26 protein-coding genes are annotated in these 26,015 nt (G+C 36.1%); 23 read left to right on the forward strand and 3 right to left on the reverse strand.

The window, feature by feature from the left end:
• The first annotated feature begins 1 nt into the window (after window position 1).
• The 17 genes from CAN42_RS04115 (at window position 2) to CAN42_RS04195 (ending at window position 19,241) form a co-directional block, all read left to right on the forward strand.
• On the forward strand, window positions 2–4,003 hold the full coding sequence (locus CAN42_RS04115; protein ID WP_085875640.1) for an FtsX-like permease family protein: 4,002 nt from the start codon (window positions 2–4) through the stop codon (window positions 4,001–4,003).
• Between the two features lie 181 nt (window positions 4,004–4,184).
• Window positions 4,185–5,108, forward strand: coding sequence for a quinolinate synthase NadA (gene nadA / locus CAN42_RS04120; RefSeq protein WP_245149839.1), 924 nt, complete (start codon window positions 4,185–4,187; stop codon window positions 5,106–5,108).
• A gap of 1 nt (window position 5,109) precedes the next feature.
• Window positions 5,110–6,372, forward strand: coding sequence for an L-aspartate oxidase (locus CAN42_RS04125; RefSeq protein ID WP_085875642.1), 1,263 nt, complete (start codon window positions 5,110–5,112; stop codon window positions 6,370–6,372).
• Entirely contained in the window at window positions 6,344–7,189 is an 846-nt protein-coding gene (gene nadC / locus CAN42_RS04130; protein ID WP_085875643.1) for a carboxylating nicotinate-nucleotide diphosphorylase, read from the forward strand. The genes CAN42_RS04125 and nadC overlap by 29 nt, the downstream gene beginning before the upstream one ends.
• 7 nt (window positions 7,190–7,196) lie before the next feature.
• Entirely contained in the window at window positions 7,197–7,706 is a 510-nt protein-coding gene (locus CAN42_RS04135; protein WP_062571311.1) for a transcription repressor NadR, read from the forward strand.
• A gap of 156 nt (window positions 7,707–7,862) precedes the next feature.
• Window positions 7,863–8,150, forward strand: coding sequence for a DUF2089 family protein (locus CAN42_RS04140; RefSeq protein ID WP_085875644.1), 288 nt, complete (start codon window positions 7,863–7,865; stop codon window positions 8,148–8,150).
• On the forward strand, window positions 8,143–8,412 hold the full coding sequence (locus CAN42_RS04145; protein WP_062571309.1) for a hypothetical protein: 270 nt from the start codon (window positions 8,143–8,145) through the stop codon (window positions 8,410–8,412). Before CAN42_RS04140 ends, CAN42_RS04145 begins: the two co-directional genes overlap by 8 nt.
• Before the next feature lie 201 nt (window positions 8,413–8,613).
• Window positions 8,614–9,744, forward strand: a complete 1,131-nt coding sequence (locus CAN42_RS04150) for a stalk domain-containing protein (protein WP_085875645.1) — start codon at window positions 8,614–8,616, stop codon at window positions 9,742–9,744.
• A gap of 207 nt (window positions 9,745–9,951) precedes the next feature.
• Window positions 9,952–10,854 carry a substrate-binding domain-containing protein gene (locus tag CAN42_RS04155; RefSeq protein WP_085875646.1) on the forward strand — a complete coding sequence of 301 codons (903 nt, stop codon included), beginning with the start codon at window positions 9,952–9,954 and terminating at the stop codon, window positions 10,852–10,854.
• A 17-nt stretch (window positions 10,855–10,871) separates the two neighbouring features.
• Window positions 10,872–11,780, forward strand: coding sequence for a phosphate ABC transporter permease subunit PstC (gene pstC / locus CAN42_RS04160; RefSeq protein ID WP_085875756.1), 909 nt, complete (start codon window positions 10,872–10,874; stop codon window positions 11,778–11,780).
• Window positions 11,773–12,654 carry a phosphate ABC transporter permease PstA gene (pstA, locus tag CAN42_RS04165; protein ID WP_085875647.1) on the forward strand — a complete coding sequence of 294 codons (882 nt, stop codon included), beginning with the start codon at window positions 11,773–11,775 and terminating at the stop codon, window positions 12,652–12,654. The genes pstC and pstA overlap by 8 nt, the downstream gene beginning before the upstream one ends.
• A complete protein-coding gene (pstB, locus tag CAN42_RS04170; RefSeq protein ID WP_085875648.1) occupies window positions 12,654–13,409 on the forward strand; it encodes a phosphate ABC transporter ATP-binding protein PstB in 756 nt (251 codons plus the stop codon). Before pstA ends, pstB begins: the two co-directional genes overlap by 1 nt.
• The gene (gene phoU, locus CAN42_RS04175; RefSeq protein ID WP_085875649.1) at window positions 13,409–14,047 is read left to right on the forward strand and encodes a phosphate signaling complex protein PhoU; all 639 of its coding nucleotides are present in this window, start codon (window positions 13,409–13,411) and stop codon (window positions 14,045–14,047) included. The genes pstB and phoU overlap by 1 nt, the downstream gene beginning before the upstream one ends.
• A 31-nt stretch (window positions 14,048–14,078) precedes the next feature.
• Window positions 14,079–14,759 (forward strand): response regulator transcription factor, encoded by a 681-nt coding sequence (locus tag CAN42_RS04180; protein WP_085875650.1) that lies wholly within the window; start codon window positions 14,079–14,081, stop codon window positions 14,757–14,759.
• A 1-nt stretch (window position 14,760) separates the two neighbouring features.
• Entirely contained in the window at window positions 14,761–16,434 is a 1,674-nt protein-coding gene (locus CAN42_RS04185) for a sensor histidine kinase (RefSeq protein WP_085875651.1), read from the forward strand.
• A 433-nt stretch (window positions 16,435–16,867) separates the two neighbouring features.
• On the forward strand, window positions 16,868–17,164 hold the full coding sequence (locus CAN42_RS04190) for a DUF6110 family protein (protein WP_085875652.1): 297 nt from the start codon (window positions 16,868–16,870) through the stop codon (window positions 17,162–17,164).
• Window position 17,165: 1 nt separating this feature from the next.
• Window positions 17,166–19,241, forward strand: a complete 2,076-nt coding sequence (locus CAN42_RS04195) for a heavy metal translocating P-type ATPase (RefSeq protein WP_085875653.1) — start codon at window positions 17,166–17,168, stop codon at window positions 19,239–19,241.
• An 88-nt stretch (window positions 19,242–19,329) separates the two neighbouring features.
• Here CAN42_RS04195 and CAN42_RS04200 read toward each other — a convergent pair whose 3' ends face one another.
• Entirely contained in the window at window positions 19,330–19,854 is a 525-nt protein-coding gene (locus CAN42_RS04200; protein ID WP_085875654.1) for a DUF4364 family protein, read from the reverse strand.
• Window positions 19,855–19,951: 97 nt separating this feature from the next.
• Between CAN42_RS04200 and hpt the strand changes: the two genes are divergently transcribed.
• The 6 genes from hpt (at window position 19,952) to CAN42_RS04230 (ending at window position 24,595) form a co-directional block, all read left to right on the forward strand.
• Window positions 19,952–20,479, forward strand: coding sequence for a hypoxanthine phosphoribosyltransferase (gene hpt, locus CAN42_RS04205; protein ID WP_085875655.1), 528 nt, complete (start codon window positions 19,952–19,954; stop codon window positions 20,477–20,479).
• Window positions 20,466–21,380: a type II CAAX endopeptidase family protein gene (locus CAN42_RS04210; RefSeq protein ID WP_085875656.1), complete on the forward strand. Its 915-nt coding sequence runs from the start codon at window positions 20,466–20,468 to the stop codon at window positions 21,378–21,380. Before hpt ends, CAN42_RS04210 begins: the two co-directional genes overlap by 14 nt.
• A gap of 11 nt (window positions 21,381–21,391) precedes the next feature.
• The gene (locus CAN42_RS04215; protein ID WP_085875657.1) at window positions 21,392–22,129 is read left to right on the forward strand and encodes an SIR2 family NAD-dependent protein deacylase; all 738 of its coding nucleotides are present in this window, start codon (window positions 21,392–21,394) and stop codon (window positions 22,127–22,129) included.
• Complete coding sequence (locus CAN42_RS04220) at window positions 22,126–22,851, forward strand: class I SAM-dependent DNA methyltransferase (protein ID WP_085875658.1); 726 nt, start codon at window positions 22,126–22,128, stop codon at window positions 22,849–22,851. Before CAN42_RS04215 ends, CAN42_RS04220 begins: the two co-directional genes overlap by 4 nt.
• A 2-nt stretch (window positions 22,852–22,853) precedes the next feature.
• Entirely contained in the window at window positions 22,854–23,774 is a 921-nt protein-coding gene (gene hslO, locus CAN42_RS04225) for an Hsp33 family molecular chaperone HslO (protein ID WP_085875659.1), read from the forward strand.
• A gap of 95 nt (window positions 23,775–23,869) precedes the next feature.
• Window positions 23,870–24,595 carry a Fic family protein gene (locus CAN42_RS04230; protein WP_085875757.1) on the forward strand — a complete coding sequence of 242 codons (726 nt, stop codon included), beginning with the start codon at window positions 23,870–23,872 and terminating at the stop codon, window positions 24,593–24,595.
• A gap of 56 nt (window positions 24,596–24,651) precedes the next feature.
• On the opposite strand, the gene CAN42_RS04235 is transcribed toward CAN42_RS04230, so the two are convergent.
• Both CAN42_RS04235 and CAN42_RS04240 read right to left on the reverse strand, forming a co-directional pair.
• A complete protein-coding gene (locus tag CAN42_RS04235) occupies window positions 24,652–25,158 on the reverse strand; it encodes an ECF transporter S component (RefSeq protein WP_085875660.1) in 507 nt (168 codons plus the stop codon).
• Window positions 25,159–25,418: 260 nt separating this feature from the next.
• The gene (locus tag CAN42_RS04240; protein ID WP_085875661.1) at window positions 25,419–26,009 is read right to left on the reverse strand and encodes a DUF4125 family protein; all 591 of its coding nucleotides are present in this window, start codon (window positions 26,007–26,009) and stop codon (window positions 25,419–25,421) included.
• Window positions 26,010–26,015: the final 6 nt, after the last annotated feature.

Here is a 26,015-nt window from a genome sequence, read left to right on the forward strand (position 1 = left end):
TGTGAAAGCTCGCGACAAGGATAATCTCAGGGAGATAAAAAATTCTCTTCCAAGATTTATCTCAATAATGATAATTGTCTTTCTCGGAGTTTTTGTCTTGATTGGACTTATTTCCACAGGCAAGATTATGAGAAAGACAATTGATGATAAAATTGAAAAATTAAATCAAGAGGACATAAAGATTTCCGTTCCCATTGGACTTGAAGATAAGGACCGACAAATTATTGAGGACCAGGATGACATCAAGGAGCTGGAGTATGGCTACGACAAGGATGTCTTTCTTGATGGCGATCCAACTGTTATAAAAGTTTTAAATATGCCCTATGAAATTTCCAAGCCAGAAATTATTGAGGGAAGAGAACTTGAAGGACCTGATGAAATTATTTTGGACTCTAGGATGAAAGAGGCTGGGAGTAAAATTGGGGACACAATAAACTTCAAGGAAGACAATGACGATGATGAGGATAATGACCTAAAGAGGCTTTCCTTTAAGGTAGTTGGCTTTGCAAATTCTCTGGACTTTCTCCAATATAAAGTTGAGGCCTATTCAGAAAGAGGTTATGGCAAGATTTCTTACTTTGCCTACATTGACGATGGAAACTTTTCTGGAGACCCAACTCTTGCCAAGATAAAATTCTTGGGGACTGAGGGCTTAAAGACTTCAGACAAGGATTATGTTGACTACATGGATAAGAAGAAGAGGACCCTTAAAATTGACTTGAAGTCTAGGCCAAAGGAAAGACTTGCCTCCATTCAGGGAGAAATTTCTGGTAAGATCACTGATGCAGAGGACAAGATTAGTGATGCCGAAACAAAATTATCTGATGCAAGGGACAAGCTAGTTAAGGGCCGAGAAGACTTAAACAAGGGAAAGTCCGACTACAAGAAGGGCCTTGATAAGTACAATAAGGAAAAGGGCAAGGCAGAGTCAGAAATTTCCAAAAACAGAAATAAACTTTACAAGGCATCTGTGGAAATAGATGATGGTGAAAGAAAGTTAATTGATGGTTACGAAAAATTAAATGATGGAAAGAAGAAACTTGACCATGCCAAGTCTGAATTAAATTCTGGAAGAAAGAAGCTTACAGAAGGCAAGGAAAAGTATCAAAAGGGACTTGGAGAAGTTGAAGCTTCAGAAAAAGCCCTAAGGCAGGGAGAGGACCAACTAGCTGACGGAAGAAAAAAACTTGATTATGGATGGAATAAGATAGAGGAATCGAGGAAAAAACTTGCTGAGGGTATGAAAAAGTATGAAGAGGGAGAAAGAGAATACCAAGCTGGGATGACTCAACTTGAGGCTGGCAAAAACAAATTAGTTGCCCAAATGGGAGCTTCTTCCTATGAAGATGCGGTAGAAAAAATCTACGCCCTAGACAAGGCTTTGGAAAGTGGAGAAGACTTAGTTAAAAAACTCCCTTCCATAGAGAATGAAATTGCAAAAACTTCTTCCCAAATAAGCCAAGTAAATAGTGGTATTTCCCAAATTGATAGTCAGCTTTCTGCTTTAAAAAATTCTCTAAATAGTCCTGACCTTTCAGATGAAGAAAGAAAAAATATAGAGGGACAAATTGCTGGACTTGAAGGGAAAAAATCAGAACTGGAAAAAAATAAGGCTGACTTAAATAGAAAGTTAGACTTCCTAAAGACATCCAAGGAAGAAATTGACAAGGCCATGGAAGAGATCAAGAAGGAAGTCCCAGGTGGGATCACTGGCAACTTGGCTGACTTAAAGACAAAATTAAAAGAAGGCAAGGCGGGGATAGGAGCCATCCAAGAAAATGAAAAGAAACTTGTAGCAGGCAGGGCAAGTCTTGATGCCAGCAAGAAGCAAATTGAAGAAGGAAAGAGGCAACTTGAAGAAGGAATTGCCGAGGCAGAAAAGGGAGAAGCTGACTATGCCAAGAACAAGGGCGAAATCGAGAAAAACAAGAGAAAACTTCAAGAAGCCAGGGAAGAATTAGACAAGGCAAAAAATAAATTAAATGAATCTGAAGAAAAATTAAATAAGGGGACTGCTGACTACGAGTCTGGCAAGAAAGAATACGATGAAAAGTACAATGACTACGTTGAAGGCAGGGAGAAACTTTCAAGAGCCAAGGAAAAATACTTGTCAGGAAGAGATGAGCTAGACAGAGGTCAAGAAAGACTTGATAAGGAACTAAAAACTGGTAAAAAACAACTAAATGATGCCAAGTCAAAGCTTTACAAGGCAGAAAAAGATTTGAAAAAGGGCGAAAATGAATACCAAGACAAGTCCCAAGAGGCTGAAGAAAAAATTTCTGATGCAAGAGGAAAGATTGCTGATGGAAGAAGGTACCTCAGCCTAATCAAGCAACCTCGTTACACAATTACACCAAGGCACTTAGAAACAGGCATCAACACTTATCTTGATTACGCGAATAGAGTTGACGGCCTATCACTTATCTTTCCAATATTTTTCTTTGCAATAGCCCTCCTAGTTTGTTTCACAACAATGACTAGGATGGTGGATGAAAACAGACTCATCATTGGAGCCTACAAGGCCTTGGGTTACACCAATAGAGAAATTGGAAAGAAGTTCTTCCTCTATGGGTCCCTAGCATCCTTAATAGGGGGGACTCTGGGAGCAATTACTGGGTCTTACCTCTTGACCTATATAATTGGGAATGCCTACTCAACAAAGACAATTTTTGAAAACAAATTGTTGATAAGCATCTTCCCTCTAAGAGTTATATTTGCCATTGTCATGGGATTTTTATTTACCAGCGTGGCTGCCATGATAAGTGTAAATAAAAATTTGGAAGAAAAGACAGCCGACCTCTTGAGGGCAAAGGCACCAGCCAAGGGAAACAGAATTCTTTTGGAAAAAATTCCCTTTATTTGGAACAGGATGAGCTTCTTATCAAAGGTAACAGCAAGAAACCTATTCTTGTCAAAGAAGAGGATGTTCATGACAGTGGTGGGAGTCCTAGGTTGTGCAGCCCTCCTAGTCCTTGGATTTGGAATTGCCGAATCAGTAAAGGACGTTGAGCCCCTACAATTTAAAAATATTTTGAAGTACGACATATCCGTCCTTTACGACAGAGACCTTGACCAAGACTCCTTTGAAAAGTATAAAAAATCTCTCCAAGGAAAAAATTTATCCTATACAGAAGTCTATGAAGAATTATTCACTGTGGACTATGATGAAATCGATCAAGCAGTTAATGTAATAGTCCCAAGTGACAAGGAAGGCTTCAAAAATTACGTGTCACTCTTTGATAAGGATACGAAGAAAGAATTAGAACTTCCAAAGAGGGGAGTCATAATCACAGAAAAATTATCCAAACTTAAAAAATTAAAAGTTGGCGACCCACTAGAGATAAGTGACGTCTATGGAAATGACTTCGAAGTAGAAGTCGCTGGCATCAGTGAATTTTATATAGGCCACAATATCTACATGGACAAGGACTACTTTGAAAAAGTAACTGGATCAAAGTTTAAGGCCAACACCGACCTAATAAAAGTTCCAAGTGACTTTGACAAGGATGCCTTCATAAAATCTACAATTGAAAACAAGTCTGTCTTTAACATAGGAAATGTTGACGACATGAAGGACATTTTAAATCAATTTTTGTTTTCAATAACTAAAATCGAGATAATAATTCTAATAGTGACAAGTATTTTGGAAATAGTTGTCCTCTACAACCTAACAAACATAAACATCGAAGAGAGGATAAGAGAAGTCTCAACAATAAAAGTCCTTGGCTTCTATCCAAGAGAGACAACATCATATATTTACAAGGAAACCTATATCTTGGCGATAATTGGAATTATCATAGGACTCTTTGTGGGAAAAATCCTCCACTACTCAGTCCTACAAATGGTAGTTCCCTTTATGGCAATGCTGCCAGAAGACTTGAGTCCAAGACCCTTCATCTTGGCAGGAATAATAACAGCTCTTGTAAACACATTAATAATGATAATCTTCCACTACAGGATAAAGAAGATAAAGGCCTTAGATGCATTAAAGTCAAACGAATAAAATTTATAGAGAAGAGCAAGTGTTAAATGGCACTTGCTTTTTTAGTGGGAATTTATTTTAGTTGTTAGACTTAGTAAATAAATTTAAATTTTTGATTAAGGGAAGCTTAGTGTATATACACTTGACTTGTCCTGTCTACTTCTTTGTAATATAATTTTAATCAAAATTTATTAGGAGATTGGTGAAATTGAAAAATTTAGAAAATTTAACTTTGGAAGAAAAAATTGAAATATTAAAAAAATTAAAGAAAGAGAGGGATGCTGTTATACTTGCACACTTTTATGTTGATGAAGAGATCCAAGCTGTGGCTGACTACATAGGAGATTCATTTTTCTTGGCTCAAAAGGCTACAGAATTAAAAGAAGACACTATAGTCATGGCAGGAGTTTACTTCATGGGAGAAAGTGTTAAGATTTTAAATCCAAGCAAGAATGTTATGATGCCCGACCTTGGAGCAGATTGTCCCATGGCCCACATGGTAAGCATTGAAAAAATTAAAGAGATGAGAGACAAGTACGATGAGCTTGCAGTTGTGACTTACATAAATTCTACTGCAGAGATCAAGGCTTATTCGGATATTTGTGTAACATCTTCTAACGCTGCAAAGATTGTAAACAAATTAGAAGAAAAAAATATATTTTTTGTTCCAGATAAAAATCTTGGAGCTTATATCAAGAAATCCTTGCCAGATAAAAATGTTATTTTGAATGACGGCTACTGTCCTGTTCACGATGAGATAGACCTTGAAGATGTGAAGGCCTACAAGGGCAAGGTAAAAATTTTGGCTCATCCAGAATGTAGGAAGGAGGTCTTGGACCTTGCTGACTTCATTGGATCTACAAAAGCCATTATTAATGAAGCAGGAAAGTATGATGATGTATTAGTTGTCACTGAAGAAGGAATTTTTACTGAGTTAAAGAAAAAATATCCAGAGGTTAACTTTAGAAAGCTTTCCAAGGGACCAATTTGCAGTGACATGAAAAAGTTAAGTGTAGATAAGATCATTGAGGTCTTAGAAGGAAATAAAAATCAAGTGGAAGTCCCAAGAGAAATTAGAGAGAGGGCTTTGAAACCACTAGAAAAAATGTTGGAGTTAGGTGCATAATATGAAAAAATTTGATGTTTTAATTGTTGGTTCAGGTCTTGCTGGTGTCAGCACAGCCCTAGAGTTAAGTAAAGATTATAAGATTGGTCTTGTAACAAAGAAAAAGCTTGAAGATTCAAACTCTTATCTTGCCCAAGGTGGGATAAATGTATTAAGAGATGAAGAGGACAGGGAAGTTTTTATTGAAGACACCATGAAGGCAGGCCACTACAAAAATAATTTAAAATCAGTTGAGACTATGGTGGACAAGTCACAAGAGGCAATTGAGTTTCTAATTGATCTTGGAGTTGAGTTCACAAAGAAAAATGGTCAACTTGATTACGCAAGAGAGGGGGGTCACTCTGCATCGAGAGGCCTTCACATTGATGATGAAATTGGCAAGGGAATCTTAGATGTCCTCTATAAAAGATTAAGGGAAAGACCAAACATAGAAATATTTGAAGACACTCCCATAGTCGATCTTATTGTAAAAGATGGCAAGTGCTATGGTGCAAGGTCTCGTGATGAAGTTTTTATCTCTACTAATGTTGTTCTTGCAACTGGTGGACTTGGTGGACTCTTTGACAAGTCCACGAACTTCCCACATATCTCAGGCGACGGACTTGCCATGGCAATAAAAAATGGAGTCAAGCTTAAGGATATTTCCTACATTCAATTCCATCCAACTTCCCTTTATGAAGAGGGAGTTGAAAGACAATTTTTGATTTCTGAATCTGCAAGGGGAGAAGGTGCAGTCCTACTTAACCACAAGGATGAGAGATTTACAGATGAAATGAGACCAAGAGACATAGTAGCAGGCGCCATAAAAAATGAAATGGAAAGAGAAGGAGTGGACTTTGAATTTTTATCAATGAAGCCTCTTGGAGAAGAAAGAATTCCCAAGAGATTTCCAATGATTTTTGATGAGTTAAAAGCAAGAGGCATAGACCCTAGATACGAAAACATTCCAATAGTTCCCTGCCAACACTACACCATGGGAGGAATAGAGTGTGACATCGAAGGTAGGACTAACCTAGAGGGACTCTTTGTTGTCGGTGAGGCTGGCAATGTGGGTATTCATGGTTCCAATAGACTTGCCTGCAATTCACTTTTAGAGTGCCTAGTCTTTGGAATAATTTTGGCAGACTACTTAAATGAAAATAAACTTGAAGAAAAAGAAATAGACTTTACAATTGACACAAAAGATCTTGATGGAGAAGATAAGAAAAAAATTATTTTTGAAAGGATAAGAGAAGATGAGAGAGCTAAAGCCAATCTTAATTGACAAGTATATACTTGCAGCTCTAAAAGAAGATATGACAAGTGGCGACATAACAACAGATGCCATCTTAAGCAATGAAAGGGCTGAGGTAAATTTAAGAGCCAAGGACAAGGGAATCCTTGCAGGTCTTGATGTCTTTAAGAGGGTCTTTGAAATTTTAGATGAAGAAGTGACTTTTGAATTTTATTTTTCTGATGGCGACCAAGTTAATAATAAGGATTTAATTGGGAAAATAAGTGGAAGTGCCAAGTCAATCTTAGAGGGGGAAAGGACAGCTCTAAACTTCTTGCAAAGGATGAGTGGGATTGCAACTTACACAAAGAAAATGGTTGATGCCCTTGACAGTGACCATGTAAAAATTCTCGATACAAGAAAGACTACACCCAATATGAGGGTTTTTGAAAAGTATGCAGTGACCCTTGGTGGAGGATACAACCACAGGTACAATTTATCTGATGGAATTATGCTAAAGGACAACCACATAGATGCAGCTGGTGGAATAACAAGTGCAGTTGAACAAGTGAGGAGCCTAAATCCCTTTGTAAAGAAAATTGAAGTTGAAGTAGAAAATTTTGACCAAGTTAGGGAAGCCTTGGAGGCAAAAGCTGATATAATAATGTTAGACAACATGGATATAGAAGAGATAAAAGAAGCCTGCAAAATAATTAATAAGAGAGCCATCATTGAGTGTTCGGGCAATATTAGTCTTGAAAATATAAATTCTTATAGGGACCTAGACATTGATTATATTTCTTCAGGTTCAATCACTTATGGGGCAGGAGTCCTTGACCTATCCATGAAAAATTTAAAAATCTATTGAGGGAGATATGTTAGATCCAAAATCAAGAAGAGAAGACTTGTTAAAATTTTTATACGAAAGTCAAAAGCCTATGTCGGGAGAAAATTTAGCAAAAAAGTTTGATGTCACAAGGCAGGTTATAGTCCAAGATATGGCAATACTCAGAGCCAGCGGCAAGGATATTGTCTCAACTAATAGGGGCTACTATCTCAACGAAGCCAGGACCCAAAAAGTTTTTAAGGTCAAGCACAGTGACAAGGACATAAAGAAAGAACTAGAAGCCATTGTTGATCTGGGTGGACTTGTTAAGGACGTCATGGTCCACCACAAGGTTTACGGTGAGATAAAGAAAGATTTAAATTGTTCATCAAGAAGAGATGTAAAAATATTTTTAGAAAAGATGAATGAAGAAAAGTCCAAACCCCTTGACGTCTTAACTGGTGGAGTCCACTACCACACAGTAGTAGCAGAGAACGAAGAAGTCATGGAAGAAATAGAAGTGGTTTTGGGCGAGCTTGGATTTTTAATAGAAGACTAAAGAGTTAGGAGACTAGCTCTTTTTTTATGCTTGGGTTATTGTTGTACGCTTTTCAAAATAAAATTAAATTGATAGTCGAATAAAATTAAAAAGTAGAAGATTAATATTGAATATTATTAGAAAATAAGTTAATATAAAAGAGAAAGGAGTATTGTAATGAAGAATGATTGGATATTTAATCTCGATGATAATGAAATAGCATTTATTAAGCAGTTCATTTTATCATCTGGATCATTGAAGAGCATGGCTAACTATTACGATAGTTCCTATCACATAATCAGGAATAATCTCAATCAGTTAATTGAAAAGGTAAAGCTTATGGATGTGGATGAAGATGCATACGTGAAGTTCATTAAGTCTTTAGCTTTGCAAGATAAATATGATTATGAGACTACGAAGAAACTGATTGATAAATACAATGAAAGGAGGGAAGCGGATGAGTAGAGAGTTATTGCTTCTTTACTTGGTGATAGGTATTGTTTTAGCTGGACTTGAAATTTACGTTGGTAAAAGCAGAAAAGCAAATAAATGGATTATACCTGGTGCAGTTTGGATTATTACGATTGCTGTAGCCATACCATTTTCAGTGAATTTTGGTGCTTTTTCTTCGTTATTGCAGGCTGTCGTTTTGGTAGGATTTTATATGGAAGATTGGCTTCATAGAAGGAATAGTGATGACGAAAAATTCAAGATAAAAAACTTATGATGAATGCATCATTCGAAAATTTATCTCGATAGGTTAAAGCGGCAAATCGAAGGGTTTGCTGCTTTTCTTTAGTGGACGCTATCAGGCGTCTTTTTTTATTGCAAATTTAACCTAGTAGCGTGTTGACATAAAGTTATGACTTCTATACAATTGACTTAAAGATAAACGCTAACCTATTTTTGTTATAGATAAGGAGAAATTATGAAAAAGACGAAACGATATTTTATTTTATTTTTATCTCTTGTAATGTTACTCTCAACAGTAAATGTTTTTGCTGTTAGGCATAAGGAGAGAGATATAGCTTTAAATGGAATTATTGTAAATGACCACATTGTTTACAGTGATGTCTACCCTTACATTAAAAATTCTAGGACTTATGTGCCTATAAGATTTATAGCTGAAGAACTTGGCTATGATGTTAAGTGGGACGGAGCAAATAAAAAGGTAACTATGAAAAGTGATGGCACTACAGTTGAACTTACTATAGGTTCAAATAAGATGATGGTAAATGGAAAGGCAGTTCTTTTAGATGCTCCAGCAGAAATAAAAGACGACAGAACTTTCGTACCACTTAGGGCAATTGCTGAAGCCTTTGGAGAAAAGGTAGATTATTCTAGCGATTATAGGGCAGTTTATATTGGGGACAACCCTAAGTACAATGCCTTCTATAAAGTTGTATATTATTATGAAAAGAAAGAAACTGTTATTTCTGAATACACAATTAATATTGCAACATATAAAATGGATGTAAATGGAAATGTAACTAGATTTGGATCAATAAAAGAACTTGTAAATGTAGTTTACGATGACTTCTACGATTATGGAGTAAGTGGAGTTTCCAAATATGGAGTAACAACTTATAAGACTCAATATCTTCAACCAAAGGAAGAAGTAAAGTATGTTAAAGCTCCAAAAACTAATGTAGCAAAGGAAAAACAACTTAAGGATGCATACTACGTTGTATCAACAGATGATATTCTTGTAGGTTCATGGTATGGTCCTGGTGGTTATAATGATTATGATAATGGAGTTACCTACCCTACAGATAGGTACACATATATTACAAGTCTAGGCAATGGTAGATATAAACTTACTAATAGAGTAATATTAGGTTCAGATAAAAATTCTGAGTACTTTACAGAACAATATGGATACTACGATAAGAATAAAAATGCCTTGGTAGTAGAAAAGTCACATAGCACTTATGGAGAAAAAGGATATTTCGAAGGTATGAATTCTGAATCTCTTGCTGGAGAGTATTATCTTGAAAACTCTTATACAAAATTATCTTGGAAAAAGGTAGGATCTTCATATTATATGGATAAGTATTAAAATTTAATAAGCTTGTTTATGAAGGACACTAAGGGACTCGTTAACTCGAGTCTCTTTTTTATTGAGTATTTATCAAATTTTTCCTTGCATTTAAAAATTCAAAATAATTTACACAAAATTTACAAAAGACATCTTGGCAATTTACAAAGCAAAACTATAATGACTGTGAAATAAAAAATAAATCAAATTTTGAAAGGATGAAAATTAATGAAGTTAAAAAGTTTTGGTAAGGTTGGTCTAGTTCTTGCTCTAGGTGCAAGTCTTGTTGCTTGTGGAGGAAACAAAAAAGAAGAAGCCACAGCTAATGCTGGTGGAAAAGATGAAGGTAAGGCTCTTGGAAGAATTAATGTTATTACAAGAGAACAAGGTTCTGGTACAAGGTCAGCCTTCACTGAGTTAACTGGAGTTCTTGTTAAGGACGGAGACAAGGAAACTGACAAGACCTATGAAGAAGCTGCTGTTCAATCATCTACTGATGCAGTTCTCACAGCAGTACAAAACGACGCTGCATCCATTGGTTATATTTCTCTTGGATCTTTAAATAATGATGTTAAGGCCCTAAAGCTTGAAGGAGTTGAAGCGACTCCAGAAAATATTAAGGCAAACACTTATAAGCTTTCTAGACCTTTTAACCTTGCTTACAAAAAAGACCTAGATGAAAAGGCTATGGACCTTGTTAAGTTTGTAATGTCTGACGAAGGACAAAAGATTTGTGAAGAGGAAGGATATGTTGGAGATGCAAAGGGTGAAACTTATGCACCAATTGACAGCGATGCAAAGTTAACTATTGCAGGTTCAACTTCTGTCACTCCTCTTATGGAAAAACTTGTTGAAGCCTACAAGGTTAAAAACCCTAAGGTGACTATTGATATCCAATCTAATGGTTCATCAGCTGGTATGACTGCTGCAATGGAAGGAACTGCACAAATTGGTATGGCATCAAGAGAACTTAAGGATGAAGAGAAGAAGGCTCTTGACTTCACTGTCATTGCAAGAGACGGTATCGCAGTTATAGTTAACAAGGAAAACCCTGCAGAAGATGTAACTATGGATGAGTTACAAAAAATCTTTACTGGAGAATTAACAGAGTGGTCAGAAATGCAAAAATAAATTGCAAAGGAAATAAAATGGAAAATATTAATGTAAAGGTACCTAGGGATGACAAGTGGACCAGGACATTTTTGTGGGAAGAAGTATCTAAGTACTTTTTCCTACTTTGTTCTGTGCTTTCAATTTTCTTCTTACTCCTAATTTGTCTATTTATCTTCAAGGATTCAATAGGATTTTTTGGCAAGGTGGGAATGAAGGATTTTATCTTTAATGACTCTTGGGCACCTATGAATCAACCACCAACTTATGGAATCTTACCAATGATACTTGGCTCAATAATTATTACAGCCCTATCTTGTTTGGGAGCAGTGCCAGTTGCCATTATGGTGGCAGCTTACTTGGCCTTTGACTGTCCCAAAAAGTTTTACAAGATTTTAAAACCAGGACTTAATTTAATGACAGGGATCCCATCAATTGTTTATGGTTTCTTTGCCCTAACAATTATTGTTCCTATTAACAAAAATATTTTTGGTGGAAATGGAATGAATATTTTAAGTGCATCAATCTTACTTTTAATAATGATTCTACCAACAATAATTTCTATGGCTGAAGCATCACTTAGGACAGTGCCAAAGTCTTACTACTCAGGATCACTTTCTCTTGGCGCAAGTCACGATGAAACTATAACAAGGGTAATGATACCTGCTGCAAGATCAGGAATTTTTGCAGGGATAATACTTGGAATTGGTAGAGCCATTGGTGAAACTATGGCAGTAATCCTAGTTGCTGGTAACCAAACAAGACTTACACTTAACCCTCTCAAGGGAATTAGAACTATGACAACAAACATTGTTTTGGAAATGGCTTATGCTGCTGGCGACCACAGGCAAGCCCTAATAGCAACAGCAGGAGTCCTATTTATTTTTATCCTAATTATAAACACCAGCTTCTTCATGGTTAAGAATAGGAGAGAAAAAAATGACTAAAATAATTGTCCTAGGTCTTTTGGGCCTCTTTATAATTTCAATTCTTGGACTTCACTTTGTTGGCAAGATGTCCTTTTACAAAATAAGTACAAGACTTTTTTCTGCTATGACTCTTGGGGTCCTAGTCTTTATAGTTTTGTTTGTTGTAGTAAAGGGAGCAATGTCCTTTAAACCAAGTATGCTATCACTTAAGTATTCCACAGAAAATCTCTCCATGGGTCCTGCCATTTTAACAACACTTTTAACAGTTGTCCTTTCAATTTTATTGGCGTCACCTATTGGAATCTTTACTGCCATCTTCTTAGTTGAGTACACTAGGGTGGAAAATAAATTAGTAGGGGCAATTAGGCTTGCAACAGAAACTCTTGCAGGTATTCCTTCTATTGTATATGGACTTTTTGGGATGTTGTTCTTTGGACTAAAATTGAAAATGGGCTTCTCAATAATTTCTGGTGTCCTAACAGTTTCTATTATGATTCTGCCAATTATTATTAGGTCAACAGAAGAGGCCTTAAAGTCAGTTCACCCATCAGTGAGACAAGGGTCACTTGCCCTTGGTGCAGGTAGACTTAGGACAATCTTTAAGGTTGTCTTGCCAATAGCAATTCCAGGAATCTTATCAGGCATAATTTTATCTGTCGGTCGTGTAGTTGGAGAAACTGCTGCCCTTATGTACACACTGGGGACAGCAACATCACTTCCAACATCTATTAGATCATCATCAAGGACTCTTGCCCTACACATGTACGTCCTTTCATCAGAAGGTAAGCACGTTGGAGAAGCCTATGCAACTGGTATGGTCCTCTTGATTTTGGTTTTAATTATTAACTGGTCTTCCACAAAACTTGCAAACAAACTTAGTGAGGTTGAATAATGAATACAAAAATGAGCCTTAAGGACTTGGACCTTTACTATGGAGACTTCCAAGCCCTTCACAAGATAAACTTAGACATAAAGGAAAGGGAAATTCTTTCCTTCATTGGACCATCAGGTTGCGGCAAGTCTACTCTATTAAAATGCTTAAATAGGATGAACGACTTAGTCCTTGGCTGTAAGATTGATGGAGAAATAAAACTTGATGGCGAAGATATTTACGCCAAGAATTATGATGTAAATAAACTTAGGAAGAGAGTGGGTATGGTCTTCCAACAACCCAACCCCTTCCCAATGAGTATCTATGAAAACATTGCCTATGGACCAAAGACTCATGGGATAAAAAACAAGGCTGAGCTCGATGAAATTGTCGAGTCATCACTTAAGCAAGTTGCCATTTGGGATGAAGTAAAAAATGATTTAAAGAAGTCTGCCCTTTCCATATCAGGTGGGCAACAACAAAGACTTTGTATAGCAAGAGCTCTTGCAGTTAATCCAGAAGTAATACTAATGGACGAACCAACATCTGCCCTTGATCCAATTTCCACAGGAAAGATTGAGGACCTTGCCCAAGACCTAAAGGACAAGTACACAATTGTAATGGTAACCCACAACATGCAACAGGCATCAAGAATATCTGATCAGACTGCCTTCTTCTTAAATGGAGTAATTGTTGAGAAGGGAAAGACTGTGGACATCTTTACAAACCCAAGGGAAGAAAAAACTGAATTGTATGTAACAGGAAGGTTCGGCTAATGAGAAAAAGATTTGATGAAGAATTAAGACACTTAAACGACTTGCTACTAGAGATGGCAAGCCTAAATGAATCTGCAATTAAAAAGGCAATTTCACTTTTAGATGAAAAGAATAAGGATATTGCAGAAGATGTCATCCAAGACGAAAAGAGAACAGACCAATATGAAAAAATTATTCAAAACCAATGTCTTAAAATTTTTGTAGAGCAACAACCAGCAGCAAGTGACCTTAGGAGGGTCTCTTCTGCATTGAAGATGATAACAGACCTAGAAAGAATTGGGGACAACGCAAGAGACATTGCAGAAATTTGCATGGGTCTGCCTGATGACTGTGACAGGTCAAGCCTAGCACTTATAAAGGAGATGGCTGAGGCAACAGTGAACTTGTTAAACAGGTCCATTGATTCCTTTGTGAATTTAGATCTTGATCTTGCGAAGAAAATTGACCATGAAGACGACGTAGTCGACAAGTATTTTGTAATGATAAGAGACCAATTAATTGATATAATTAAGTCAGATTTTGACCCAGGAGTTGCCATTGATTTTATAATGATTGCCAAGTATCTGGAAAGAATTTCTGATCATGGAGTTAATATTGCTGACTGGGTAATTTTTACTCTAGAAGGTTCAAGAACTTAATAAGAAATCAAAAATTTATAAGGATGATTTTATGCTAATTTATCTCGTTGAAGATGATACATCTATTTTAAAATTAATTGAATACTCCCTAAAGACTAAGGGATATGAGGTCAGGGCCTTTGAAAGGGGCAAGGACTTTTTCAAGTCTCTTGATGAAAGGAGACCTGACCTAGTCCTCCTTGACATAATGCTTCCAGACATAGATGGGATTGAAATTCTAAAAAGACTTAGGGCAAGAGAAGACACAAAAGACACCTGGGTCATAATGATAACTGCCAAGACGTCAGAATACGATGTGATTTCAGCCCTTGATGAGGGAGCAGACGACTACATCAAGAAGCCTTTCTCTGTCATGGAACTCTTATCAAGAGTTGGGGCAGTGGAAAGACGTGCTGGCAAAAAAATTGTTGACCAGGGAGTCCTGGACTACAATGGCATTGTCATTAAGGACAAGAACAGGTCCGTCACAATTGATGGAGTTCAAGTTGACTTCAGCTTAAAGGAGTATGAAGTTTTAAAATACTTGATTTTAAATAAGGACATAGTTATCTCTCGTGAGAAGCTCTTAACGGAAATTTGGGGCTATGATTATGAGGGAGAAACGAGGACAGTGGATATGCACATAAAATTAATAAGGGATAAGCTTGGCAACAAGAGAGTCTGTATCAAAACTATTAGGGGAATTGGTTATATGATGACCAAGGAGGAATAAGATGAAGAAAAGATTTTTCAGATACCTACTTGGTATTGCCCTCCTGACCTTATTTTTATCAACTGTGGCATCTATGTTTATTTTTTACTCTGGCTATGCCAAGAGGTCCAACGAGGACTTGCGAAGCATCGTCATGACCATGGGGGAAAGTCTTAATGAGCATGAAGATGACCTTGCCTACTTAGAAGGACTTGCAAACAAAAAATTAGACTTTAGGATAACTTTGATAAGAGATGATGGACAAGTCCTATACGATTCAAAGAAGGATGTAAAGCTCTTGCCATCTCACAAGGATAGACCAGAAGTAATTGAAGCAAAAAGACTTGGCTATGCCCAAGTGGAAAGATATTCCAACACCCTCTCCAAGGACCTCTACTATGTTAGCCTAAGGCTCGATGATGGAAATATGATTAGGATCTCCAGGGAGATGGACAACCTAATTGGTGCCTTTACTAAGGTTCTTCCCCTTGACATCTTAATGTCTTTTGTGATTTTTATAGTAGCAGCTCTAGTTTCAAAGACCTTAACAAAAAAGACCTTTGACCCACTAAACAATCTTGAAGAAGACCTGCTTAGTCTTGACACAAATATTTTTCCAGAGCTAAGTCCCTTCATCAATAAGATAAAAAAACAAAAGATTACTATAGATGAAAACTACAAAGAGATCGCAAGAGAAAGGGACACAATTAATACAATCCTAAAAAATATGAGAGAGTCCCTTGTTATTGTTGACGAAAATAAAAACCTCTTGGCAGTAAACGACTCTGCGAAAGAAATTTTTAAATCCAAGAGAGAAATCCTTGGAGAAAATATAATTAACCTAATAAGAGATGAAGAAATTTTAAAAATGACTGACTATGCCCTTATGGGTAAGAGCATCGAAGCCATAACAAGAATTGGAGACAGGGACTACAAGTGCTATGTCAACCCAGTCTATGAAGACAAGAGGGTGAGGGGACTTTTGATCCTCTTCATTGACGAGACAGAAGAGATTAGGGCTCTAAGACTTCGTGAAGAATTCTCATCAAATGTCAGTCACGAGTTAAAGACTCCCTTGACATCAATCTCTGGTTTTTCAGAACTTCTTGTAAATAACTTGGTAGAAGACAAGGACAAGGAAGCCTTCTATAAATTAATTTATGATGACTCCAAGAGACTCCTAAGTCTTGTTGAAGACATTATGAAAATTTCTGGACTTGAAAATGCAGGAGACTATGACAAGGAAGAAGTTGATCTAAGGGAAATTATTTCTGAAATCCTAAAGGGATATGAAAATTTAATTGAAGAAAAAAATCTTGAAGTTAACTTTGAAGGTCGTGGAACTGTCTTTGAAAACAGGACTATGATCTGGGAACTCTTCTCCAACTTAATCAACAACGGACTTAAGTACAACAAGGAGGGGGGAAGGCTCGACATAAAAATTTCTGAAGAAGAAAGAGCCTACAAGATTATAATTGCTGATACAGGAATTGGAATCCCACAAGAAGATCTTGCAAGGGTCTTCGAAAGATTTTATAGGGTGGACAAGTCAAGGTCACGTAGAGTTGGTGGGACAGGTCTTGGCCTCTCAATAGTAAAACACATCTTGCAAAACATTGGAGGCAAGGTAAAAATTTCTTCACAACTTGGTCAAGGCACTAGCTTTGAATTACTATTAAAAAAGCAAAGTCAATAAATTTTCTAAAAGCTCTTAATAAAATAAACTTAATTGACCTATGGGGGTTGGCCTTAATAATCAACCCTTATAGGTTTTTTGTTACAAGTAAACTTTCTCTATAAGAAAGACCTCTTAAGTTAATTTAATAGGGCTTAAAACAATGCAAGGTTTGAGAAATTATAAGAGTTTAAAAATTGAAAGCGAAAATCAATTTATATTATAATTGCTATTGATGATAAATGTAATCAAAATCAAGGGAAAAGTCTTTAGCTATATTAAGATTTATTTTGAGTAGCTATAAATTAGTAAATAATTGATTTTGAATATCACTATATTATTGAAAATTTAGTTTGAAATTTTGATAAATAAAAAATTTTTTTAAAAAAAATGATTGTAATTTATAGATTATTGGGTATAATGAAGACAAAGAAAAGTTTAGGAGGTTTTTATAATGAAAAGAAAATTAATTAATTTAGGACTAGGTTTTGTAGCAGGTGCTATCGGTGGAAAAATTCTTTCATCAGAAACAGCAAGAAAATTAGCCGTTAACACAGTAGCTGGTGGTTTAAAAATCAAAGAAGGCATAGACAAGAACCTTGAAACAGTAAAAGTTACAAGCGAAGACATTCTTGCCGAAGCAAAAATTAAAAAGGCAGAAGACGAAAAGAAAGAAGCTGAAAGAAAGGCTCAAGTAGACATAGAAAAAGTTGCTGAAGCAGAAGTTGTTGAAGAAAAAGTAGAAGACTAAGATGATTGCTTCTATTGCTAGCAGGACTCTAGGCAGGGCTCGTTTCACTTATGAAGGGGTCCTACCAGATTCCAATGTTAATAAATTAAAATACAAAATTGAAAAACTTGAGGGAGTTAAGTTTTGCAAGATTTCTCCCCTTGCCAATTCAATAACAGTATCTTATGAAGAAAAATTTCTTCCAAAGATTGCAAGATTTATCTTGGACTTCGACTTACGTGACTTAGATGACTTTGAAGTCGATGATCCTGACTTTGTCCCACAAAATAATAGGGAAGTATTTCACATCTTGCGAGACGCCATGTATAGGAGAATTTTCTTTACAAAAATTCTGCCAATGCCTTTGAGGCCAATTGGCGTAATTATAAAATCAATTCCTTACATCAAGGCTGGCTTAAGGAGCCTAAAGAATAGAAAATTTGATGTGAGTCTTCTTGATGCAACAGCAATTGGTGTATCTATACTAGATGGAGAATTTGGTGATGCAGGTAGCATTATGTTCTTGCTAGAGCTTGGCGAAGAACTAGAAGACTACACACTAAAGAAGTCTAAGGATGACTTGGCTCAGTCCCTAAAGTTAAATGTCGACAAGGTCTTTGTAGTTGATGGAGATAAGAAGTATTTAAAGAAACTTGAAGAGGTTGAAATCGGTGACCTCGTTGAAGTCAATATGGGTTCAACTATACCTGTTGATGGAGAAATAATAAGAGGTTATGGTATGGTCAATGAGGCATCCTTAACTGGTGAGTCTCTAGCTGTTAAGAAGACCGAAGGCAAGACTGTCTTTGCGGGCACTGCCCTAGAAGAGGGAGCTCTTTTAGTAAGGACTGCCAAAAAATATGACGACTCAAGAATCAACCATATAATAGAATTAATTGGAGAAAGTGAAAAGAATAAGTCCCTTGCAGAAAAGAAGGCAGAATCTCTTGCAGATTCAATTGTAAAATATTCCTTCCTTGGAGCAGGCATAACTTATCTTTTGACAAGGAACTTTATCAAAGCCAAGTCCTTCCTAATGGTGGACTTCTCTTGTGCCCTAAAACTCACAATGCCAATTGCAACAATGAAGGCAATCTCATCGGCATCAGAAAGGGAAATTCTTGTAAAGGGTGGAAGGTATCTTGAAAAGTTGGCACACGCTGACTCCATAGTCTTTGACAAGACAGGAACTCTTACAAAGTCAGAACCAAAAGTTGAGAAGGTAATTGCCTTCTACGACCACGATGAAGACGAATGTTTAAGAATTGCAGCTTGCCTTGAAGAACACTTCCCACACTCAATTGCCAATGCAGTTGTAAAGGCTGCTAAGGATAAGAACCTAAAGCACGAAGAAATGCACTCAAAACCAGAGTACATTGTGGCTCATGGAATAAAATCAACAATTGAAGGAAAACCTGCCCTAATAGGATCTGCCCACTTCATACTTGAAGATGAAAAGATCCAAATCGACAAGGAACAAGAAAATAAAATTGAAGAGTTAAAGGAAGACTACTCACTTTTATACCTTGCCTTTGATGATAAACTAATTGCAGTTATTTGTATCAAGGACCCAGTACGTGAAGATGCAAAATTCACTATTGATGCCCTAAGACAACTTGGCTTCACAAGGATTGCAATGCTAACTGGCGACGCAGAAAACTCTGCTAGAGCTGTGGCAGAAGAACTTGAACTTGATTATTACGAGTCACAAGTCTTACCAGAAGACAAGAAAAATTATGTAGATAGGGAAAAGGAAGCAGGCAGGACTGTAGTTATGATTGGAGACGGAATCAACGACTCCATAGCTCTTTCATCAGCAGATGTTGGCATCTCAATGCATGAAGGTGCAGACATAGCAAAAGAAATTGCAGACATATCTATTAAGTCTGACTCCCTAAAGGAACTCATCGACGTAATAAAAATTGCAAGAGCTCTTGAAGGAAGAATCCACAGAAATTACAGAGAAATTATTTCCTTTAACGGAGCCCTAATTATTCTTGGAGTCTTAGGTTATGTGACAAACACTCGCTCAGCCTTCCTTCACAATGCATCAACAGTTGCCATTGCAGGAAGAAATATGAGAGACTACGCAATATAAAATAATTTTTAAAATATTTTAAACGAATAAGAAAATATTTATTCCAAATCTCAAAAAAAGAGGACCTTCGCGGTCCTTTTTCTTTTACTTATTTATTTTCTTCTTCTGTCAAGATTTTTAAAATCTCTGAATAAATTTCTTCTGGATTTTTTTTGAAGTTGGCAGAAATTTTCTTCGCCATAGTGGCGTCTGAAGTTTCAATTTTTAAATTTAATACTTCAATCTCGTCGTCTCTAATTTTTAGTTGAGCGTAGTGGCTTCCATCTCTTTCAATTACTTCGGCAGAGACAGAATTTTTTAAAAGTAATTCGTGGTGGTAGACTTCCATCTTCTCATCTAAGAATTTTATATTTTCTTCAGGTATTTGCTCGTAGAAAATATTTAAGGTCTTGACTCCATCATCTGATAGATAATATTTTTTTTCATTGTCAAAGAGGACAAGGCCCGTTGACTCTAGCTCCTTTAAATATTGTTTGAAGTAAAAATAATTGAAGAGCTCAATATCCAATACAAAATAAGACAGGTCATTCTCCTTTAGTCTGTGGTTGAAGTTGTCTATTATGTAGAGGATTAATAATTTATTTAATGCAAGTTCAAAAGAACTTTTTTTCATAAGATCACCTTCCAAGTCATTATACCAAAGCCAGGCTTATAATGGCAATTAAAGATGAATTTTTACAAGTTTTTGATATAATGTAAATGGAGGAATTATGGAAAAAGAAATTTTATTTTCTCGTGAAGAGATACAAGAAAAAGTTGTAAGCCTGGGCAAGATGATTGAAAAAGACTTCGAAGATGATTTCGTAGTTATTGCTCTTTTAAGGGGAAGTTTTATTTTTGCAGCAGACTTAGTTAGAGAGATAGATAGATTAGTTGAAATAGATTTTTTAACAACGTCAAGTTATGGGCACAGCGAAAGCTCCAGTGGAGAGGTTAGGTTCTTGACAGACCTTCGCACTAACATAGAAGGCAGGAATGTCTTAATAGTTGATGACATATTAGACACAGGCAACACCCTCTATGCTGTGAAGGAAAAGTTAATGACTTACAAACCAAAAACTTTAAAGACTTGCGTCTTGTTAGATAAACCTTCAAGGAGAGAGGCAGATGTAAGCGCCGACTATGTTGGCTTTGAAATTGAGGACCTCTTTATAGTTGGTTACGGCCTAAACTATGGCGACCACTACAGGAATGTCCCTTACATCTACACTTATAAGGAAAAAAATGAGAAACTTTAAGAAGAAAAATTTAAATGTAATGAGTGTCAACTCCTTGACTCTCGTTCTTGCAATTATATTTTTGACGATTGGATTTAACATTCAGGAACGTTTTAGCTTTTGGGGGACCTTCATAACAGAAGTGGTAATTGTTTTGATCCCAGCCTTACTTATATCTTCAACAGGAAGAATAAAAGAGGTTTTAAAGGTCAAGAGGGTCCCAATGAAGAGCTTGGGGCTTACAATTATCCTTGTGATATTAACCTATCCTGTGATTTTACTTCTTAACGGAGTATTTTTGTCCCTTCTTTCAAACTTCATTGAATACAAAAATTTCCCCATGGAGTTAATGTTACAAAAGGTTCCGATTTTTAATTATTTAATTTTTATGTGCCTTGTGCCGGCAATTTGTGAAGAAGTTTTCTTTAGGGGAACCCTTACCAATGCCTACAATGTTTATGGAGAGAGGTTTGCCATAGTGATATCTGCCCTTGTCTTTGCCCTCTTCCACTTTGACATTCAAAATTTTATAGCCCCCTTCTTGTTGGGACTTTTATTTGCAAGTTTAATTGAATTTACCGGCTCAATACTGCCTGCAATTTTGGCTCATTTTGTCAATAACGTCCTTGCAGTTTTATCTGCCAGGTATGTAAATGAAAGGGTCTTTAGCTTTTTGAGACAGACAAAATTTTCTCGTGAGATTGGTTCTCTTGAGCTTTCAATTATTATAATTTTAGTGGTTCTTTCAATTTTCTCAATAGTCTTAAGCAGGCTTATTTTGAAAAACCTAAAGAAGGAAAATCAAGCTGAGGGACAAGCTAATATAAGGTATAGGGATGTAGAGGCCATTGACTTGTTTAATTTCGTGCCACTTATTGCCCTTGTGATTTTGTATTTCATCTATCACTATATTGTTTTTTAAGGAGATAGGATATGGATAAGATTAAAGAAGCAGCAGATTTAATTTTAAAATCAAAGAAGGTTTTTGCCCTTACTGGGGCAGGCATTTCTACAGATTCAGGAATTCCTGATTTTAGGTCATCATCTGGCTACTATTCCAAGATGGATCCAGCCCTTGCCCTTTCTAAGGACAGACTTTTAAATCATCCAGAAATTTTTTACAAGGAAGGCTACAAGATTTTGGAAGACTTAAACGACCAAGAACCCAACGGAGGTCACAAGGCCCTTGCCAAGATGGAAGAGGAAGGCTTTTTAGCTGGCATAATCACACAAAATATTGACAACCTTCACGCCAAGGCTGGTTCCAAAAATATATATGAAGTTCATGGCGAAACTCGTGGGACTCACTGTATGAAGTGTGGCAAGGAATATCCCTTTGCCCTGATGAGAAAAAAAGTTAAGGTTGGAGAAATTCCACCAAGATGTGATACTTGTGGCGGAGTAATTAGGCCCAATGTTGTAATGTTTGGCGATATGATGCCAGACGACTTCGAAAGGGGAGCAAGGGAACTTGATTCCACTGACACCCTTATAGTTGTTGGCTCATCACTTACTGTTTCACCAGTAAACTTCTTGCCAAACTACGTAGACCACTTGATTATAATTAACAATGACCCAACACCAATGGATAGGCGTGCTGATGTTGTCATCCACGAAAATTCTACTAGGGTATTGGAAGAAATTTTGAAGGAGCTTGAAGCCAGATCATGATGTACGGAGATTTTGCTTATTTTTACGACAAGCTCATGTATGACCTTGACTACGAAAAAATTTATAAATTTATTAGAGAGCTTCTAGAGAAAAAATCTTTAGAAGCTGACTTAATTTTGGAAATGGCTTGTGGGACAGGAGGTCTTACTGAAAAACTTGTCAAGGACTTCAAGGTTCATGCCTTTGACCTATCAGAGGATATGTTGGCAGTCTGTGAAAATAAGATTAGGAGTAGGAATTTAAGACTTTTTAAGCAAAATATGGCAGGTTTTTCTGCCCCAGGGACTTATGATGCTATAGTCTCAGTTGGTGACAGCTTAAATTATTTAATAGAGGGGGAAGACTTTGAGGCAGCCTTGAGGTCAGCCTACAACCACCTAAGAGAGGGTGGGATCTTTATCTTTGACCTCAACACAGAGTACAAGTTCAAGAACATTGATCCTGTAACTGTTGACGAAGTTGAAGATGTCTTTTACATCTGGGAAAATATTTTTGATGGGGAGTCAAAACTAAATACCTATGGGGTTAATTTTTTCAGAAACACTGAAGACAACAATTATAAGAGATTTTACGAAGAACACCTAGAGAGGGCATACAACCTTTCTTATGTGACAAATATTTTAAAAGAAATTGGTTTTTGTGATATAGAAGTTTACGATGACTATGAGTTTAGAGAGGCAAGTGATACAAGTTCTAGATACACAATAATCGCAAGGAGGTAAATTTGGGATATATTTTAAGAGCAATAGATGAAACAGAAACTATAAAAATATCTGCAGCCATAACAACAGATGTAGTTGAAGAGGCAAGAAAAATTCACAATCTTTCAAAGACAACTTCAGCAGCCTTGGGCAGGGTTTTAACTGCAACAGCAATCATTGGCTCCTGGCAAAAAAATGAAAGAGACTCAATAACTCTTTCCATTAATGGAAATGGTCCAGCAGGTCCCATTATTGCAACTTGTAAAAATGATGGCTTTGTAAAGGGTTACGTTTCAAGACCTGGGGCAGACCTTCCAACAAGGGAGTCTGATGGAAAGATAGATGTTGCTGGAGTAGTTGGTCAAGGAAACTTGACTATGACAATGGATGTAGGAATGAAGAAGCCCTACACAGGGACAGTTAACCTAACAAGTGGGGAAATTGCAGAAGACCTTGCAGTTTACTTCTTGCAATCTGACCAAATTCCATCAGCAGTTGGCCTTGGAGTCCTAGTTGACGTTGACTATTCAATAAAGGCAGCAGGAGGCTTTATAGTTCAACTAATGCCAGACTGCAGGGAAGAAGAAATTGCAAAGCTTGAAGAAAACTTGAAGAAGTTAAAGAATGTAACTTCAGTAATTGATGAGTACCACGATGCAGAAAAACTAATTGAAATTTTAATGGAAGGTATGAACTACAAGGTGCTTGAAAAAAGAGACATCGAGTACAAGTGCAACTGCTCTCGTGAAAAAGTTGAAGATGCAATAGTCTCAGTTGGACCAAAGGAAATTAGAGAAATTTTAGAAGAGGACAAGAAGGCGGAAGTGAATTGTTATTTCTGCAACTCTGTTTACAATTTCGATGAAAAAGATCTTGAGAGAATGCTAAAGAAGGCAGAAGACATAAATAAAAATAGAGAAATCATCATCCAAGATAATTTTTAAAAATTTTCTATTTTGTATTAGCCTTATCTAAGGCCTAGGAGACTTTGACTTATTGCTTTCTTGTTGGCTGCTGGCAAAAAGGATATAATTGTATTATGAATAGAAATTTATTAGATGTTTTAAAATACGAGAAAAACAATAAAATAAGTGGTGGAATATATCACAAACTTCAAGTTGAATTTACTTATAATTCTAATTACATCGAGGGAAGTAAACTGACTGAAGACCAAACTAGGATGATATTTGAAACTAACACTCTTGGTGTCAATGAGGCAGTAAATGTTGATGATGTTATAGAAACTTTAAATCACTTTCAAGCAATTGATAAGGTCATCGACTCCTACGATGAAGATTTAACAGAAGACTATATAAAAGATATTCACAAATTTTTAAAGGCTGGAACAAGTGACTCAAAGCTAGATTGGTTTAGGGTTGGAGACTATAAGGTCTACCCCAACGAAGTTGGTGGATATGAAACGAGTTTGCCCCAAGATGTGTCTAGTGATATGAAAAAGCTTTTAGACTCATACAATGAGAGGACAGACAAGACTGTCGAAGATATAATTGACTTTCATTATAGGTTTGAAAAAATTCATCCCTTCCAAGATGGCAATGGAAGAGTTGGGAGGCTTATTATCTTTAAAGAGTGCCTAATGCATGACCTTGTTCCCTTCATAATTAGCGAAGACTTAAAATTTTTTTATTACAGAGGTCTAGCAGAATACAAAAAGGAAAGAGGCTACTTGGTAGAAACTTGCCTGTCTGCGCAGGATAGATTTAAGACATATTTAGATTATTTCAAAATTGAATATAAGGATTGAGAGAAACTTTATAAAAAAAGAAAGATAGCTAGATAATTTAATCCAGCTATCTTTTTTTATCTAATGCTATTAAAAACTTTTTCCATAGGTTTTAAAATCACAAGGACTATGACAGATGAAACTCCAATTTGAATAAGGTTGCCTGGTATTGATGCAAGGGGTGCAACAAAGGAAGACAAGATAAAAATTTCTCCTATGTAATAAACAACAACTTTTACAAGGGCAAGGAGGACAAAGGATAAGACTAAACTTTTAAGAGTGTACTTCTTGTAGTTCATCTTGTTAAGTATGTAGCCCATAAGAAGTGCTGAGATCACAGTCATTGGTGCCCAAGGAGCCCATCCACTTGTGAGGTCGAAGAGTCCCATGCCAAGAGCTCCTGCTGTCATGCCAACTCTCTTGTCAAAAAAGATTGCTGCCAAGAAGAAGGGTACATTGCCCAAGTGAATTAAGCCGCCGTTGGGTGAGAAGGGAAGTTGGATTTTTACAAGCCAAGTGAATACAAATACAAGTGCAATAAATAGTGAAGTGATGACAAGGTCTCTGACCTTAAAGTTGTTCATAAGTGCTCCTTTCACATTGTTAAAATATATTTAAAAATATTCTAACAGAAATTGTCACATAAATAAAGAACAAGGTCGGCAAACCGACCTTGCTCTTAATATTATTTATAATCATTAAAGGGAAAATTTTTAAAAACTTACTATGACTGTGAATTTATAGGAATATTTATGTAAGTGATTTTTGGAGTAAAAGATTCTTTAATTCACTTAGTATTAAAGTAGTTTTAAAAGTAAGGAATATTATTGTAAAAGTCATAAGACTATTTATCTTTAAGGAATTTTAAATTTTTCTCAACTAAATTTATTCCTTTTTGATATGCGCTTATATAATATTTGGATATAAGTTTTAAAGTTGTTTCTGAATAACTATAAAGTTCACCTTTGAAATAGTATTCTATGCTAGTATTAGCTGTACTATTTGTTGAATTATATAAATCTCTCTTATTATCCAAGATTTCAGGATTTTTTTTTCTAATATCTTCTTCCCAAGCGAGATAAATAGCCATTATTGAATTGACGAGGATATCTTTGTCCTTTGAGATATAAGGGAGATTATTTTTTATTTTGCTAAAATATTTAGGATCAGTATATTGCATCATATAAGCATATTTTTCTGTAATCAAATTTCTATTGTCCTTTTTAGCACTGATTAAATCATTTAAATAAGAAGTTAGTATTATATCATTATAGATACTCCAGTAACAAAGACGAGAGTATATAAAGGTAAAAGAATCATCTTGACAAAAAGCTCTTTTACCTAAATTATTTACATTAGTAAAAAACTTCCATTCACTTATTACAATTTTTTTTAGAGTTTCATCTCTTTTTTTTGATGTTGAATCGAATTTCATATTTAA

The organism is Peptoniphilus vaginalis, from assembly GCF_900176605.1.
GTDB lineage: Bacteria > Bacillota > Clostridia > Tissierellales > Peptoniphilaceae > Peptoniphilus_A > Peptoniphilus_A vaginalis.

Bases quoted from the DNA above. Each gene is read 5' to 3' on its own strand.
- CAN42_RS04125 (WP_085875642.1), top strand. From the start codon at position 5,110: ATGAAAAAATTTGATGTTTTAATTGTTGGTTCAGGTCTTGCTGGTGTC.
- nadC (WP_085875643.1), top strand. From the start codon at position 6,344: ATGAGAGAGCTAAAGCCAATCTTAATTGACAAGTATATACTTGCAGCT.
- CAN42_RS04135 (WP_062571311.1), top strand. From the start codon at position 7,197: ATGTTAGATCCAAAATCAAGAAGAGAAGACTTGTTAAAATTTTTATAC.
- CAN42_RS04140 (WP_085875644.1), top strand. From the start codon at position 7,863: ATGAAGAATGATTGGATATTTAATCTCGATGATAATGAAATAGCATTT.
- CAN42_RS04145 (WP_062571309.1), top strand. From the start codon at position 8,143: ATGAGTAGAGAGTTATTGCTTCTTTACTTGGTGATAGGTATTGTTTTA.
- CAN42_RS04150 (WP_085875645.1), top strand. From the start codon at position 8,614: ATGAAAAAGACGAAACGATATTTTATTTTATTTTTATCTCTTGTAATG.
- CAN42_RS04155 (WP_085875646.1), top strand. From the start codon at position 9,952: ATGAAGTTAAAAAGTTTTGGTAAGGTTGGTCTAGTTCTTGCTCTAGGT.
- pstC (WP_085875756.1), top strand. From the start codon at position 10,872: ATGGAAAATATTAATGTAAAGGTACCTAGGGATGACAAGTGGACCAGG.
- pstA (WP_085875647.1), top strand. From the start codon at position 11,773: ATGACTAAAATAATTGTCCTAGGTCTTTTGGGCCTCTTTATAATTTCA.
- pstB (WP_085875648.1), top strand. From the start codon at position 12,654: ATGAATACAAAAATGAGCCTTAAGGACTTGGACCTTTACTATGGAGAC.
- phoU (WP_085875649.1), top strand. From the start codon at position 13,409: ATGAGAAAAAGATTTGATGAAGAATTAAGACACTTAAACGACTTGCTA.
- CAN42_RS04180 (WP_085875650.1), top strand. From the start codon at position 14,079: ATGCTAATTTATCTCGTTGAAGATGATACATCTATTTTAAAATTAATT.
- CAN42_RS04185 (WP_085875651.1), top strand. From the start codon at position 14,761: ATGAAGAAAAGATTTTTCAGATACCTACTTGGTATTGCCCTCCTGACC.
- CAN42_RS04190 (WP_085875652.1), top strand. From the start codon at position 16,868: ATGAAAAGAAAATTAATTAATTTAGGACTAGGTTTTGTAGCAGGTGCT.
- CAN42_RS04195 (WP_085875653.1), top strand. From the start codon at position 17,166: ATGATTGCTTCTATTGCTAGCAGGACTCTAGGCAGGGCTCGTTTCACT.
- CAN42_RS04200 (WP_085875654.1), bottom strand. From the start codon at position 19,854: ATGAAAAAAAGTTCTTTTGAACTTGCATTAAATAAATTATTAATCCTC.
- hpt (WP_085875655.1), top strand. From the start codon at position 19,952: ATGGAAAAAGAAATTTTATTTTCTCGTGAAGAGATACAAGAAAAAGTT.
- CAN42_RS04210 (WP_085875656.1), top strand. From the start codon at position 20,466: ATGAGAAACTTTAAGAAGAAAAATTTAAATGTAATGAGTGTCAACTCC.
- CAN42_RS04215 (WP_085875657.1), top strand. From the start codon at position 21,392: ATGGATAAGATTAAAGAAGCAGCAGATTTAATTTTAAAATCAAAGAAG.
- CAN42_RS04220 (WP_085875658.1), top strand. From the start codon at position 22,126: ATGATGTACGGAGATTTTGCTTATTTTTACGACAAGCTCATGTATGAC.
- CAN42_RS04230 (WP_085875757.1), top strand. From the start codon at position 23,870: ATGAATAGAAATTTATTAGATGTTTTAAAATACGAGAAAAACAATAAA.
- CAN42_RS04235 (WP_085875660.1), bottom strand. From the start codon at position 25,158: ATGAACAACTTTAAGGTCAGAGACCTTGTCATCACTTCACTATTTATT.
- CAN42_RS04240 (WP_085875661.1), bottom strand. From the start codon at position 26,009: ATGAAATTCGATTCAACATCAAAAAAAAGAGATGAAACTCTAAAAAAA.